Below are 13,520 nucleotides of genomic sequence, written 5' to 3'. Positions count from 1 at the left end.
ATTACGGCGCCGCGGCGCGTTCAATCAGGTGCGCGCCCGCTGACGCCTGCCTCGACAATTTTCGTATTCGATCACGGAGGAGCCGTGCCCGAACTGCGCTCCAAGACCACAACGCATGGTCGCAACGCCGCGGGGGCCAGGGCCCTGTGGCGCGCCACCGGTATGACCGACAGCGATTTCGGCAAACCGATGGTGGCCATCGCCAATTCCTACACTCAGTTCGTGCCCGGTCACGTACACCTCCGCGACCTCGGCCAGATCGTGGCCGAGGCGGTCGCCGAGGCCGGGGGGATCGCGCGCGAATTCCACACCATCGCCGTCGACGACGGGATCGCGATGGGGCATTCCGGAATGCTCTACTCGCTGCCCTCGCGCGAGATCATCGCGGATTCCGTCGAGTACATGGTCAACGCGCACCAGGCCGACGCGCTGGTGTGCATCTCCAACTGCGACAAGATCACCCCCGGCATGCTCAACGCCGCCATGCGGCTGAACATCCCGGTGGTGTTCGTCTCCGGTGGGCCGATGGAGGCCGGGAAGGCCGTCGTGGTGGACGGGGTCGCGCACGCGCCGACCGACCTGATCACCGCCATCGCCGCCTCGGCGAACTCCGGGGTCGACTCCGACGGACTGACCGCCGTCGAGCGGTCCGCCTGCCCGACCTGTGGTTCCTGCTCGGGGATGTTCACCGCGAACTCGATGAACTGCCTCACCGAGGCGCTCGGGCTTTCCCTGCCGGGTAACGGTTCCACGCTCGCCACGCACGCCGCGCGCCGCGAACTGTTCGAGAACGCCGGCCGGACCGTTGTCGAACTGGCCCGCCGCTACTACGAGCAGGACGACACCTCGGCGCTGCCGCGGGAGATCGCGAGCAAGGAAGCCTTCGAGAACGCCATGGCCCTCGATATGGCCATGGGCGGATCCACCAACACCGTGCTGCACATCCTCGCCGCGGCGCAGGAGGGCGAGGTCGACTTCACCCTCGCGGACATCGAACGCATCTCGCGGGATGTGCCCTGCCTTTCCAAGGTCGCGCCGAACTCCGACTACCACATGGAGGACGTGCACCGGGCCGGTGGAATCCCGGCGATCCTCGGCGAGCTCTACCGTGCGGGCAAGCTCAACACCGGGGTGCGCACCGTGCACTCGTCCACAATGGACGAATGGCTCTCCGCGTGGGACATCCGCGCCGAGTCGCCGAGCGCGGAGGCCGTCGAGCTCTACCACGCGGCCCCCGGTGGGGTGCGCACCACGGAGGCCTTCTCCACCAGTAACCGCTGGGACGAGCTGGACACCGACGCGGCGAACGGCTGTGTGCGCGACCTCGAGCACGCCTACACCGTCGACGGCGGGCTCGCGGTGCTCCGCGGCAACCTCGCCGAGCGCGGCGCGGTGATCAAGACCGCGGGCATCGAAGAGGAACTGTGGCACTTCGAGGGCCCGGCCAGGGTGCTCGAATCCCAGGAACAGGCGGTCTCGGCGATCCTGAACAAGGAAGTCCAGCCCGGGGATGTCGTGGTGATCCGCTACGAGGGCCCCTCCGGCGGACCGGGCATGCAGGAGATGCTGCACCCGACCTCCTTCCTCAAGGGCCGTGGCCTCGGCAAGTCCTGTGCGCTGATCACCGACGGCCGGTTCTCCGGCGGTACCTCAGGGCTCTCGATCGGGCACATCTCCCCCGAGGCCGCGGGCGGTGGGCTGATCGGGCTCATCGAGGACGGCGACCGGATCCTCATCGACGTGCACGATCGCAAGCTCGAACTGCTGGTCAACGAGAGCACCATCGCCGAGCGCCGCGCCAAGATGGAGGCCAGCGAACGGCCGTGGCAGCCCAAGGACCGGCAGCGTCCGGTCACCCAGGCACTGCGGGCCTACGCCCGGATGGCCACCGACGCCTCGACCGGTGCGGTCCGCGACGTCACCAAGTAGCGGCGAGGTTTCCGGATCGGGGCGGGCATGGCTCGCCCCGATCCGGCCGCGCCGGTGCTCACCAGCGCAGGCGTAGCTCCCTGGGCCCGTGCACCAGGCGCCCCACCCGCCAGGGCACCTGCTCGGCGCTCTCCGCGAAGCGCAGTCCGGGGAACGCCTCGATCAGTGCGCCGAGCCCGACCCGCAGTTCCATCCGGGCCAGCTGCGCACCGAGACAGTGATGCACCCCGTACCCGAACCCCACATGCGGATTGGTCTCCCGGTCGAAGTCGATCCGATCGGCGCCCGGGAAGACCGACTCGTCCCGGTTCGCCGAACCGAGCGCGCCGATCACTGATTCACCGGCACGCACGAGGACCCCGGCGAGCTCCACATCCTCGGTGGCGACCCGCGCGCTGCCGCCATTGCCCAGCTGTACATAGCGCAGCAGCTCTTCCACGGCGGAGTCGAGCAGTTCCGGCCGCTCGACCAGGCGTGCCCACAGACCGGTGTCCAGCAGCGTGAAGGTGAAGTTCGCCAGCTGGTTCGCGGTGGTCTCGTGCCCCGCGACGAGGATACCCACGCCCATCTGCACCAGCTCGTCCTCGCTGAGCCGGTCGGTGTTGTCCCTGGCCTCCACGAGATCGGTGAGCAGGTCCCGGGAGCGCTGTCCTTCCGGCTGCGCACGCCGCGCGGCGATGTGCTCGCGCAGATAGGCGAACAGTTCCTCGCGCGCCTGCTCGATCTCCCCGGCCGTCGCCGCCGTCGTACTCAGCATGATCTGGGCGAAGTGCTGGAAGAAATGCCGGTCGGTCGCGGGCACCCCGAGCAGTTCACAGATCACGGTCACCGGGAGCGGCAGGCAGAACTGATCGACCAGATCCGCGGGCGGCCGCATGCCCGCGATCAGTTCGCCGACCACCTGCTCGGTGCGCGGGCGCCAGCGCTGCACGTTCTTCATGGTGAACGCGCTGGCGACGAGCTTGCGCAGGCGCGAGTGCTCCGGCGGATCCATCGCGAGCAGCCCGCCCGCGCGCACCCGCGCCGGAGTGGTCCGCGGGATGTCCTCCCCAACCGTCGCGGCACGGGAGAACCGTGGATCGGCATAGACCTGCTTCACATCGGCGTACCGGGTGACGAGCCAGGCCTGACCGCCGTAGGGCAACTCGACGCGCTGGATCGGACGTTCGGCACGCAGTTCGGCGAACTCCACGGGTGGCGCCAGCTCCGCCGGCTGCTCGAAGGGGTACTCGAGCACATCTGTCGCCGCCATCTCCACTCCTTTTTGCAGTTTCTGCATTTTTTCGAGCGTAGCCCGTCTGCTCCACCGCGGACAAGCAACCCGATCGGTTGCGTTCGGTTTTCCCAGTACACCGCGGGTTTCCCGGCCTGCCCAGCCCCGGAGCCGCGTGAATGGACCATTCATGCGGCTCTGCTGCGGCGCCGCCCCCGAACCCTGCGGTAGGAAGGAGGCATGGCCCAATCCGCTGGCACGATCGACGAATCCGAACTCCGCACCCGGGCGGCGGAACTGCTGACCGCGCTCGCCGGTGACGGCGCCGAGCTTCGCGAGGACCAGTGGCAGGCGATCCGCGCCCTCGTCCTCGACAACGCCCGGGTACTCGTCGTGCAGCGCACCGGATGGGGCAAGTCGGCGGTCTACTTTCTCGCCACCGCCCTGCTCAGGGAAAAGGGCACCGGTCCTACGGTGCTCATCTCCCCACTGCTCGCCCTGATGCGCAACCAGATCGAGGCGGCCGCGCGGGCCGGGATCCGCGCGGCGAGCATCAATTCCGCGAACATCCAGGACTGGGAGCAGGTGCGCCAGCAGGTCGCCGAGGGCCTGGTCGACGTCCTGCTCATCAGCCCGGAACGGCTCAACAACCCCGATTTCCGGGATTCGGTGCTGCCCTCGCTCTCCGCGAGCGCCGGAATGCTCGTGGTCGACGAGGCGCACTGCATCTCCGATTGGGGGCACGATTTCCGGCCGGACTACCGCAGGCTGCGCGCCATGCTCACCGAACTGCCGGACGAGGTGGCCGTGCTCGCCTGCACCGCCACTGCGAACGACCGGGTGGTCCGGGATGTCACCGAACAGCTCGATCTCGGCGGGCGGGACACGGTCGTACTGCGCGGCCGGCTGGACCGGGAATCGCTGCGCTGTTCGGTCGTCTCGCTGCCCAGCTCCCGGCAGCGCATCGGCTGGCTCGCCGAACACCTTGCCGAGCTGCCCGGCTCGGGGATCATCTACACACTCACCGTGTCCGGCGCCGAGGACGTGGCGGATGTCCTTACCGCGCAAGGGTTTCCGGTCGCCTCCTATACCGGGCGCACCGAACCGGCCGAACGCGAGCAGGCCGAGCAGGACCTGCTGCGCAACAAGGTCAAGGCGCTCGTGGCCACCTCCGCGCTCGGGATGGGTTTCGACAAGCCGGACCTCGGATTCGTCGTGCACCTCGGCGCCCCGTCCTCCCCGGTGACCTACTACCAGCAGATCGGCCGCGCGGGCCGCGGTGTGCGCAGCGCGGAGGCGATCCTGCTCCCCGGTGCCGAGGACCGGGATATCTGGGCGTACTTCGCCTCGATGGCTTTCCCGCCGGAACCGGTCGTGCGTGCCGTGCTCGACGCGCTCGGCGAGGCGTCGAAACCGCTGTCCACCGCGGCACTGGAACCGCTCGTCCCGCTTTCCCGGTCCCGCTTGGAAATGGTGCTCAAAGTACTGGACACCGATGGCGTGCTGCACCGGGTCCGCGGCGGCTGGACCATCGGCGAGCAGGAGAGCTGGCACTACGACACCGAACGCTATGCGCACATCGCCCGTGCCAGGGAAACCGAGCAGCAGGCGATGCTCGACTACGCGTCCACCGATGGCTGCCGCATGCTGTTCCTGCTGCGCCAGCTCGACGATCCTACGGCGGGCGAATGCGGGCGCTGCGACAACTGCACGGGCGAGCGCCCGGGCACTCAGGTCAGCGACAGCACCGTCGCCGCGGTCGGCGGCAGGCTGGACGCGCCCGGTGTACCGGTGCCGCCGCGCAAGACCTGGCCGACCGGAATGGCGGGTCTCGGCGTTCCCCTCTCCGGAAAGCTCCCCGAGGGTCAGCGCGCCGAGGAGGGCCGGGTGCTCGGCAGGCTCACCGATATCGGCTGGGGCAACCGATTGCGCGCCCTGTTCGCCGAACCGGACGGGCCGGTGCCAGACGAGGTGTTCCAGGCCTGTGTCCAGGTGCTTGCCGGATGGGATTGGGCCGAGCGCCCCACCGCGGTCGCCGCGATCGCCTCGACCGGACGGCCCCAGCTGGTCTCCAGCCTCGCCACGCGGCTGTCCCAGGTGGGAAGGCTCACCTGGCTCGGCACCGTGCACTCCGCGGGAACCGGGGAAGGACGCACGAACAGCGCGCGACGGCTCGCCGCGGTGCACGACGCGCTGAGCCTCGGCGAGGAACTGCGCGCCAGGCTCCCGGACAATCCGGGACCGGTGCTGCTCGTGGACGATCGGGTGGACACCGGCTGGACCATGACCGTGGCGAGCAAACTGGTCCGGGAAGGGGGCGCCGGAGCGGTCTACCCCTTCGCCCTGGCCCAGGTCGGCTGAGGCGGAGGCGTCAGGCCTGCCCCGGAACAGAGCAGGCGCCCTGCACCTCTCGGGCCAGGATGTCCTGCACGGTCGAGCGTTCGAGTTCGGCCGCGACGGCCTCGGCGACCGCCCCGTCGATGGCGGCCAGCGAGCGCTGGACACCGCGGCCGACCGGGCAGTCCGGATTGGGCCCGTGCAGTCCGAGCACCGGATCCGCGCCCTGCAGCAGTCGCCACACCCGCGCGAGCGTGATCTCCTCGGCGGGGGTCGCCAGCTCCCAGCCCCCGTGCACCCCAGGCCGGGAACACACCAGCCCGGCCTCGCGCAGCGGCCCGAGCACCCGGCGCACGTGGACCGGGTTCACATTGGTGCTCGCGGACAGTTCATCCGAGCTCACCGGGCCACGTTCGACCTGGCCGGCGAGGTAGGTCAGCACGTGCACGGCGACCGCGAACTGGGTGTTCTTCGAACTCGGCATACCCCCATGTTGCCATATCGCCATCGTCGTGGTTACAGTTTGATTCGTAATCACAACAGCTACAGTTAGGTTTCGCGATGACGATCGCCATCACCGGGGCTTCCGGCGCATTGGGGCGGACCACCGCCGAGCTCGTATTTCAGTCCGTGGAGCCGAGCAAGGTCGTACTCACCACCCGGCATCCGGACTCGCTCGCCGAGTTCGCGGCTCGCGGCGCCGAGGTGCGCCGAGCCGATTTCGCCGATCCGCGCACCCTCGCCACCGCGTTCACCGGCGTGGACCGGCTGCTGCTCATCTCCACCGATGCGGTCGGCGCCCGGCTGGACCAGCAACGAGCCGCCATCGCCGCCGCGGCCGATTCGGGGGTCGGGCACATCGCCTACACTTCCGTGCCCGAACCGGTCCCCGCCAATCCCGCGCTGGTGGTTCCCGATCACGCGGGCACCGAGCAAGCGCTGCGGGACAGCGGCGTGCGGTGGACGATGCTGCGCAACAACCTGTACGCGCACATGCAGATCCCGGTCATCGAACAGGCCATCGCGGCGGGCCGGCTGGTGACCAACACCGGTGCGGGCGCCATCGCCTACGTGACCAGGGAGGACTGTGCCGCGGCCGCGGCCGCCGTGCTGACCCAGGACGGGCACGCGGACAAGGCGTACGACATCACCGGCCCCGAGGCACTCACGGCCGAGGACCTGGCAGCCCTGGCCAGTGAACTCGGCGGCCGCGAGGTCGAGCTCGTGCACACCGAGGATGCCGCGTTCGCCGAGGGGCTGCGGACGGCCGGGCTGCCCGAGGAGGTCGCGGAGGTCGTGGCCTCGTTCGGCGCGGCGAGCCGCGGTGGTTTCCTCGCGAACGCCAGTGCCGCTGTCGCCGAGCTGACCGGCCGCAAACCGGTGGCACTGGCCGATATCGTCCGGGAGGCACTGCGGTCCTGAGCCCTCGCTCAGCTCGACCGCAGCGGCACCAGATCGTCGGCGTGCACCACCTCACGGCGCTGCTCGGGCGGTAGTTCCCCCGTCGATTGCCCGGTCATCGTGGCCAGCTCCGTCGCGTCATAGGCGACCACGCCCCGGGCGACCACGGCCCCGTCCTCGGCAAGGAGCTCGACCACATCCCCGGCGTTGAACGTCCCGCCCACCTCGAGGATCCCGGCGGCGAGCAGGGAACGGCGCCGCCGGGTCACCGCGGTGACCGCGCCCGTGTCCAGCCGCAGCCGCCCGGTGGCGTCCGCGGCGTAGCCGAGCCAGAACCGGCGGGCGGAAAGCCTGGTCTTGCCGGGCGCGAAGGCAGTGCCGACGCTCGCCGAGTCCAGGGCCTGCTTCGCCTGTTCGGCCCCGGCGAGCAGGACCGGGATCCCGGCACCCGAGGCGAGCCGTGCGGCGGCCAGTTTGGAGGCCATGCCACCGGTGCCGAGCCCGGATGCGGCAACCGTTTCCACACCGACCCCGTCGAGCTCGGCCGGATCGGTGATCTCGGTGAGCACGCGCGCCCCAACGAGTGCCGGGTTGCGGTCGTAGAGCGCGTCCACATCGGAGAGCAGCACCAGTGCATCCGCGCCGACCAGATGCGCTACCAGGGCGGCGAGCCGGTCGTTGTCCCCGAACCGGATCTCCTCGGTGGCCACGGTGTCGTTCTCGTTGACCACCGGAATGGTGCCCATCCGCAGCAGGGTGGCGAGTGTGCGCTGGGCATTGCGGTAGTGCGAGCGGCGCACCACGTCATTGGCGGTGAGCAGGACCTGTCCCACGGTGAGTCCGTTGCGGCCGAACGCTTCGACGTAGGCGTGTACGAGCGCGAGTTGTCCGACGCTGGCCGCCGCCTGTTGTTTGGCGATGTCCTTGGGGCGGCGCGGGATGCCCAACGGGGCCAGTCCCGCAGCGATGGCGCCGGAGGAAACGAGCACCACCTCGCCACCGGCGTTCGCGCGCGCCGCGAGCGGTTCCACGAGCGCGTCCAGCCGGGCGGCGTCCAGGCCTCCGCGGGCCGTGGTCAACGAGGACGAACCGACCTTGACGACGATGCGTTTCGCCGCAACGATCGCTTCCCTGGCTTCCGACACCACACGCTCCTTTCGCCGCAAGGAAACGCTGCCACAAAAGAACCGCCGCGGTTACTGGTTTTCCTGCTCCTCGAGACCGCGCCTGCGCCTGCGTGCCTGCTTGCGTTCCGCCGCGCTCGGCCGGTCCGGCCCCTCGTCGAGGCGCGGATCGCTTCCCCTGCTGTACATGGCGACGGCGACCCCGGCCGGAGTGGACGGTTCCCAGTCGAAGGAGACCGAACCGATCGTGACCGGGCTTCCGGGCACCGCGCCGAGCCGGGCCAGCTCCTCCTCCACACCGAGCCGGGCCAGCCGGTCGCCGAGGTAACCGACGGCCTCGTCGTTGGTGAAATCGGTCTGCTTGATCCAGCGCTCCGGGCGCTCGCCGCGCACCACGAACCCGCCCTCGGTGTCCGGGTCCTTCTCGATGGTGAACTCGGCGCCACCGATTGCCTTGGGGCGCAACACGATCCTGGTCGGCTCGGCCGGTTTCACCGCGGCACGCTGGCCTTCGACGATCTCGGCGAGCGCATACCCCAGCTTCGCGAGCCCCTCACGGTTCGCGGTGGACACCTCGAAGATCGGCCAGCCGCGGCCCTCGAGATCCCCGCGCACCAGCTCGGCGAGATCGCGGGCATCGGGAATGTCCATCTTGTTCAGCACGATGATCCGGGGTTTGTCCGCGAGGTTCCCGGAAAGCGAAGGCGTGTAGCGGGCGAGTTCGGACTCCAGCGCGTCGATGTCCGAGCTCGGGTCCCGCCCCGGTTCCTCGGTCGCGCAGTCCACCACGTGCACGATCGCCGCACAGCGCTCGATGTGCCGCAGGAAGTCGAGGCCGAGCCCCTTGCCCTCGCTCGCCCCCGGAATGAGACCGGGTACATCCGCCATGGTGAACACGGTGTCCCCGCTGGTGACCACGCCGAGGTTCGGCACGAGGGTGGTGAACGGGTATTCGGCGATCTTGGGTTTCGCCGCGGAGAGCACGGAGATCAGTGAGGACTTGCCCGCCGAGGGGAACCCGAGCAGACCGACATCGGCGACCGACTTCAGCTCGAGCACCAGCTCCCGGTGCTCCCCCGGTTCACCGAGCAGCGCGAACCCCGGCGCCTTGCGTGCCTTGGAGGCGAGCGCGGCGTTCCCCAGCCCGCCGCGGCCGCCGTTCGCCGCGAGCAACCGGGTGCCCTCACCGACGAGGTCGGCCACCACCTCGCCGTTCTCGTCCAGCACCACGGTGCCGTCCGGTACGGCGAGCTCCAGGTCCTCCCCGTTCGCCCCGTTGCGGTGCGCGCCCTTGCCCTGCTTGCCGTTGGTCGCGCGGGCATGCGGATGGAAGTGGAAATCGAGCAGGGTGTGCACACCACGGTCGACGACGAGGCTCACGCTGCCGCCGTTCCCGCCGTTCCCGCCGTCCGGGCCACCGAGCGGTTTGAACTTCTCGCGGTGCACGGATGCGCAGCCGTGCCCACCGTCCCCACCGGTGACATCGATGGTCACCCGGTCGACGAACCGCGACATCCTCACCCTCCTCAACGATTCCCGACAGCTCGAGCGTCTTCAACAGCTCAAGGCTCTTCAACAGCTCGAGGTTCTTCAACAAAAAAGGCGGGCCGGGACGTGAATCCCGGCCCGCCATGGGCGTGAAGCCCGAAAACTGGCTATTCGATCAGGCGTCCGCCTCGACGATGTTCACCGTCTTACGGCCACGCTTGGCACCGAACTGCACGGCGCCGCCGGTGAGCGCGAACAAGGTGTCATCGCCGCCACGGCCGACGTTCACGCCGGGGTGGAACTTGGTGCCACGCTGCCGGACGATGATCTCGCCCGCGTTGACCTGCTGACCACCGAAGCGCTTGACCCCGAGCCGCTGGGCGTTCGAGTCGCGACCGTTACGGGAGCTGGACGCACCCTTCTTGTGTGCCATGGCGGAACTCCCCTACTTGCTGATTCCGGTGACCTCGACGCGGGTCAGCTGCTGGCGGTGACCCTGGCGCTTGTGGTACCCGGTCTTGTTCTTGAACTTGTGGATGCGGATCTTGGGGCCCTTGGTCTGCTCCACCACCTTGCCGGTGACGGCGACCTTGGACAGTGCGCTCGCATCGGTGACCACATCGGCCCCGTCGACGAGGAGCACGGCCGGGAATTCGACCTCGGCGCCCGACTCGCCTGCGAGGCGCTCGACCTCGACTACATCGCCGACGGCCACCTTGTACTGCTTGCCGCCGGTCTTGACGATCGCGTACATCGGGCGGATGTCTCCTACTCCATCAACGGACTGCTGATTCTCGGGCCTCATTTCCGAGGCCGCACGTTCGTGCCCCACCGGACGGTGGGCCGCAATCGAGGGTACACCCCCGACTTCCGCGGGGATGTACCCGGGTCGACTTCACTGTCTGCCGAGCCCGGCCGGCGAGCGCGAGGCCCGCCGGAGGACTCATGCCTCGGGGGCCCCGCTCGGCCGGGAAACCACCCTGCGGGTGCGGCGCGGGGTCTGGGTCCCCGCGACCACGCTCGCGCTGCCGGTCTCGGTCGGCACGTGGCCGTTGTTCTCCGGCACGCTCGCCGGTTGCGGCGGGCCCGCCGGCCGCTGCGCCGGGCTGTGCGGCTCAGCGGAAGCACGGCTTTCGGCGCCGGGGTCCTCGACCGGGGTCGAGGCCGCGACCGGTTCGGGCCGCTCGTGCCCGTTGGCCCCGTTCACTGCCGGGCGCGAGGCCGATTCGGCGCCCTTGTCCCCGGAGTCCACCTGAGCCCCGGAGTCCGCCTGAGCCGCGGGCGCCGCCTCGGCCGCGGCGGCCCCGGTGCTCTCGGATTCCTCGGAGTCCTTGCTCCCGGTGTCCTTCTGCGCCGCTTCGGCCGCCTTGGCGTGCAGCAGGGCCGTCGCCGCGATGCGCTGCGCCGCGCGCTGCGCCTCCTCGGGGTCCTGCTGTTGCTGCTGTTGTTGTGGTTGCTGCTGTTGCGGTTGCTGCTCGCCGCGGTCCTTGTTCTTGCGCGACTTGCGGCCGTTACCGTTCGAGGCGGGCGGGGCGCTGGGCGCCGGTGCGTCCACCGGGGTCGCCGAGACCACCACGCCGCGACCCTTGCAGTGCTCACACGGGGTGGAGAAGGCTTCGAGCAGCCCGGTACCGACCCGCTTACGGGTCATCTGCACGAGCCCGAGCGAGGTGACCTCGGCCACCTGATGCCGGGTGCGGTCCCTGCCGAGGCATTCGGTGAGCCTGCGCAGCACCAGGTCCCGGTTCGACTCGAGCACCATGTCGATGAAGTCGATCACGATGATGCCGCCGATATCGCGCAACCGCAGCTGGCGCACGATCTCCTCGGCCGACTCCAGGTTGTTCCTGGTCACCGTCTCCTCGAGGTTGCCGCCGGAGCCGGTGAACTTCCCGGTGTTCACATCGATCACGGTCATCGCCTCGGTACGGTCGATGACCAGGTAACCGCCGGAGGGCAGCCAGACCTTTCGATCGAGTGCCTTGGCGATCTGCTCGTCCACCCGGTATTCGGTGAACACATCGCTCTGCGCGACGTGCTTGCGCACTCGCGAGGTCATCTCGGGCGCCACGTGCTCGATGTAGGAGTTGATCGTCTCCCAGGCGGTGTCCCCGGCGACGACGAGTTCGGCGAAGTCCTCGGTGAACAGGTCCCGCACGACCTTGACCAGCAGGTCGGGCTCCTCGTAGACGAGCTCGGGGGCCTTGGCCGACTTGGACTTGCTCCGGTCGTTGATCGCCTCCCACTGCACCTGCAGCCTGCGCACATCCCGTTCGAGGTCTTCCTCGGAGATGCCCTCGGAGGCGGTCCGGATGATCACGCCCGCGTCCTCGGGCACGATGCGCTTGAGGATGTCCTTGAGCCTGCGGCGTTCGTTGTCCGGGAGCTTGCGGGAGATCCCGGTCGCCGAGCCACCGGGCACGTAGACGAGGAACCGGCCGGGAAGCGAGATCTGGGTGGTCAGCCGCGCCCCCTTGTGCCCGACGGGGTCCTTGGTGACCTGCACGAGCACCGCGTCGCCGGTGGAGAGGGCCTGTTCGATGCGCCGCGACTTGCCTTCGAGGCCCGCCGCGTCCCAGTCGACCTCGCCCGCGTAGAGCACCGCGTTGCGGCCGCGGCCGATATCGACGAACGCGGCCTCCATGGAGGGCAGCACGTTCTGCACGCGGCCGAGGTACACGTTGCCGACCAGCGAGCCGGAGCCGTGCGCGGTGACGAAGTGTTCGACGAGCACGCCGTCCTCGAGCACGCCGATCTGGGTGTGCTCGCCCTGTTCCCGGACGACCATGCGGCGCTGCACGGATTCCCGGCGGGCGAGGAACTCGGCCTCGGAGAGGATCGGGGTGCGACGGCGCCCGGCCTCGCGCCCGTCCCTGCGGCGCTGGCGCTTGGCCTCCAGCCGGGTGGAGCCGCGCACCGCGCGCACCTCGTCGCCGGACCCGTTGTTGCCGTCGCGCACGTGGGTGACCGTGTTCGGCGGATCGCCCGCGGCCCCGCCGTTACCGTCCTCGGTGCCCTTGCGGCGGCGCCTGCGCCTGCGCCGCCGGGAGCCGCCGTCCTCGTCCCCGTCCTCGGTGGCGTCGGTGTCCTCGGTCTCCTGATCCGCGGGCGCGTCCTGCTTGTTCTGGTTCTGCTTCTGCTGATTCTGCTTGGGCTGGTTCTGCTTGCCCTGGCCGGGCTTCTCGCCGTCCTGCTTGTCGGTCTCGGCCTCATCGTTCGTGCCGTCCCCGCCCTCGGCGGCCTCGGCGCCCTTGCCCCGGCCACGGCCACGACGGCCACGACGGCGGCGCTTGCGGTTGGCGTCCTCGCTGTCGGCGTCTTCCTCGTCCTCGGTCACCGAGGTGTCCGCCGCGGGCTCGGGGTCGGCGGCGTCGGGTTCCTTCGGTTCCGGGGCCACCTCGGCCGGTTTGGGCTCGGGCGGCAGGAACAGCGGAGAGGCCGCGGCGAACACCGGCGCGGCCGGGGGCTGGTGTTTGACCAGCTGGTTGGCGGGGGCGAGGGTGAGCGCGCCGCCGGATTCGGTCTCGGCCTGCGCGTTCTGTTTCGGCCCGAGGAACAGCTCCGGGACCGTACGTGCCTGCTCGATCTCCTCCGCGACGACCCGCTCGGACGTTTCAGTCTTCTCGGCCTTCTCGGCCTTCTCGGCCTGGGCGGGCTGGGCTGGCTGCTCGGCCGGTTCCGGTTCCGTGGTGGCGGTCGCCTCGGACTCGGCCGGGGCCGCCGCCGCGACCGGTTCCGTCGCGGGCTGCTCCTGCTGCTCCCCGACCGGATTGCCCAGGTGATCGGCGACCCGCTGGGCGAGCTCGCGGTCCACGCTCGACTGCACCGTCCGCGCGGAACCACCGAGTTCGGTGATCGCGGTCAGCACTGCCCGCGAGGAGGTCGCCAGCCGCTTGGCGAGCGCGTGCACCCGCAGTTTCGCGGGCAGCGCCTCGGCTGTGGACGGTGTGACGTTATCCCCGCCGGTGGATTCGGCGGGGTTGTCCGTGTTCGACATACAACTCCTTCGCCCCCGGGCGCACCCGTTC

10 protein-coding genes are annotated in these 13,520 nt (G+C 69.9%); 3 read left to right on the top strand and 7 right to left on the bottom strand.

All coding sequences use genetic code 11. The annotated features are described in order from the left end of the window. The first annotated feature begins 84 nt into the window (after window positions 1–84). A complete protein-coding gene (gene ilvD / locus AD72_RS12865; protein WP_031466716.1) occupies window positions 85–1,929 on the top strand; it encodes a dihydroxy-acid dehydratase in 1,845 nt (614 codons plus the stop codon). 58 nt (window positions 1,930–1,987) lie between these two features. Here ilvD and AD72_RS12860 read toward each other — a convergent pair whose 3' ends face one another. Next, window positions 1,988–3,181: a cytochrome P450 gene (locus AD72_RS12860; protein ID WP_031466715.1), complete on the bottom strand. Its 1,194-nt coding sequence runs from the start codon at window positions 3,179–3,181 to the stop codon at window positions 1,988–1,990. A 201-nt stretch (window positions 3,182–3,382) separates the two neighbouring features. Here AD72_RS12860 and AD72_RS12855 point away from each other — a divergent pair, with 201 nt between their 5' ends. Next, window positions 3,383–5,503, top strand: a complete 2,121-nt coding sequence (locus tag AD72_RS12855) for a RecQ family ATP-dependent DNA helicase (RefSeq protein WP_082468923.1) — start codon at window positions 3,383–3,385, stop codon at window positions 5,501–5,503. Between the two features lie 10 nt (window positions 5,504–5,513). Here AD72_RS12855 and AD72_RS12850 read toward each other — a convergent pair whose 3' ends face one another. Continuing rightward, window positions 5,514–5,963 (bottom strand): RrF2 family transcriptional regulator, encoded by a 450-nt coding sequence (locus AD72_RS12850; RefSeq protein WP_031466713.1) that lies wholly within the window; start codon window positions 5,961–5,963, stop codon window positions 5,514–5,516. A gap of 77 nt (window positions 5,964–6,040) precedes the next feature. Here AD72_RS12850 and AD72_RS12845 point away from each other — a divergent pair, with 77 nt between their 5' ends. Continuing rightward, window positions 6,041–6,901 (top strand): NmrA family NAD(P)-binding protein, encoded by an 861-nt coding sequence (locus AD72_RS12845; RefSeq protein ID WP_031466712.1) that lies wholly within the window; start codon window positions 6,041–6,043, stop codon window positions 6,899–6,901. Between the two features lie 8 nt (window positions 6,902–6,909). Here the strand turns inward: AD72_RS12845 and proB are convergent, their stop codons facing one another. The 5 genes from proB to AD72_RS12820 form a co-directional block, all read right to left on the bottom strand. Further along, window positions 6,910–8,025 carry a glutamate 5-kinase gene (gene proB, locus AD72_RS12840; RefSeq protein ID WP_031466711.1) on the bottom strand — a complete coding sequence of 372 codons (1,116 nt, stop codon included), beginning with the start codon at window positions 8,023–8,025 and terminating at the stop codon, window positions 6,910–6,912. Window positions 8,026–8,076: 51 nt separating this feature from the next. Continuing rightward, the gene (gene obgE / locus AD72_RS12835) at window positions 8,077–9,519 is read right to left on the bottom strand and encodes a GTPase ObgE (RefSeq protein ID WP_031466710.1); all 1,443 of its coding nucleotides are present in this window, start codon (window positions 9,517–9,519) and stop codon (window positions 8,077–8,079) included. 148 nt (window positions 9,520–9,667) lie between these two features. Beyond that, entirely contained in the window at window positions 9,668–9,925 is a 258-nt protein-coding gene (rpmA, locus tag AD72_RS12830) for a 50S ribosomal protein L27 (protein ID WP_031466709.1), read from the bottom strand. A gap of 12 nt (window positions 9,926–9,937) precedes the next feature. Beyond that, the gene (gene rplU, locus AD72_RS12825; RefSeq protein WP_031466708.1) at window positions 9,938–10,246 is read right to left on the bottom strand and encodes a 50S ribosomal protein L21; all 309 of its coding nucleotides are present in this window, start codon (window positions 10,244–10,246) and stop codon (window positions 9,938–9,940) included. Between the two features lie 189 nt (window positions 10,247–10,435). Next, window positions 10,436–13,489, bottom strand: a complete 3,054-nt coding sequence (locus tag AD72_RS12820) for a translation initiation factor IF-2 N-terminal domain-containing protein (RefSeq protein WP_031466707.1) — start codon at window positions 13,487–13,489, stop codon at window positions 10,436–10,438. Window positions 13,490–13,520 lie beyond the last annotated feature (31 nt).

The sequence above is a fragment of the Sciscionella sediminilitoris genome, from assembly GCF_000737195.2.
GTDB lineage: Bacteria > Actinomycetota > Actinomycetes > Mycobacteriales > Pseudonocardiaceae > Sciscionella > Sciscionella sediminilitoris.
The sequence above is the reverse complement of the archived record's forward strand: the minus strand, read 5'-3'. Positions and strand labels throughout refer to the sequence as shown.

Coding starts and splice junctions, on each gene's coding strand:
- obgE (WP_031466710.1), bottom strand. CDS start 9,519: ATGTCGCGGTTCGTCGACCGGGTGACCATCGATGTCACCGGTGGGGAC.
- AD72_RS12845 (WP_031466712.1), top strand. CDS start 6,041: ATGACGATCGCCATCACCGGGGCTTCCGGCGCATTGGGGCGGACCACC.
- AD72_RS12860 (WP_031466715.1), bottom strand. CDS start 3,181: ATGGCGGCGACAGATGTGCTCGAGTACCCCTTCGAGCAGCCGGCGGAG.
- rplU (WP_031466708.1), bottom strand. CDS start 10,246: ATGTACGCGATCGTCAAGACCGGCGGCAAGCAGTACAAGGTGGCCGTC.
- rpmA (WP_031466709.1), bottom strand. CDS start 9,925: ATGGCACACAAGAAGGGTGCGTCCAGCTCCCGTAACGGTCGCGACTCG.
- AD72_RS12850 (WP_031466713.1), bottom strand. CDS start 5,963: ATGCCGAGTTCGAAGAACACCCAGTTCGCGGTCGCCGTGCACGTGCTG.
- AD72_RS12855 (WP_082468923.1), top strand. CDS start 3,383: ATGGCCCAATCCGCTGGCACGATCGACGAATCCGAACTCCGCACCCGG.
- AD72_RS12820 (WP_031466707.1), bottom strand. CDS start 13,489: ATGTCGAACACGGACAACCCCGCCGAATCCACCGGCGGGGATAACGTC.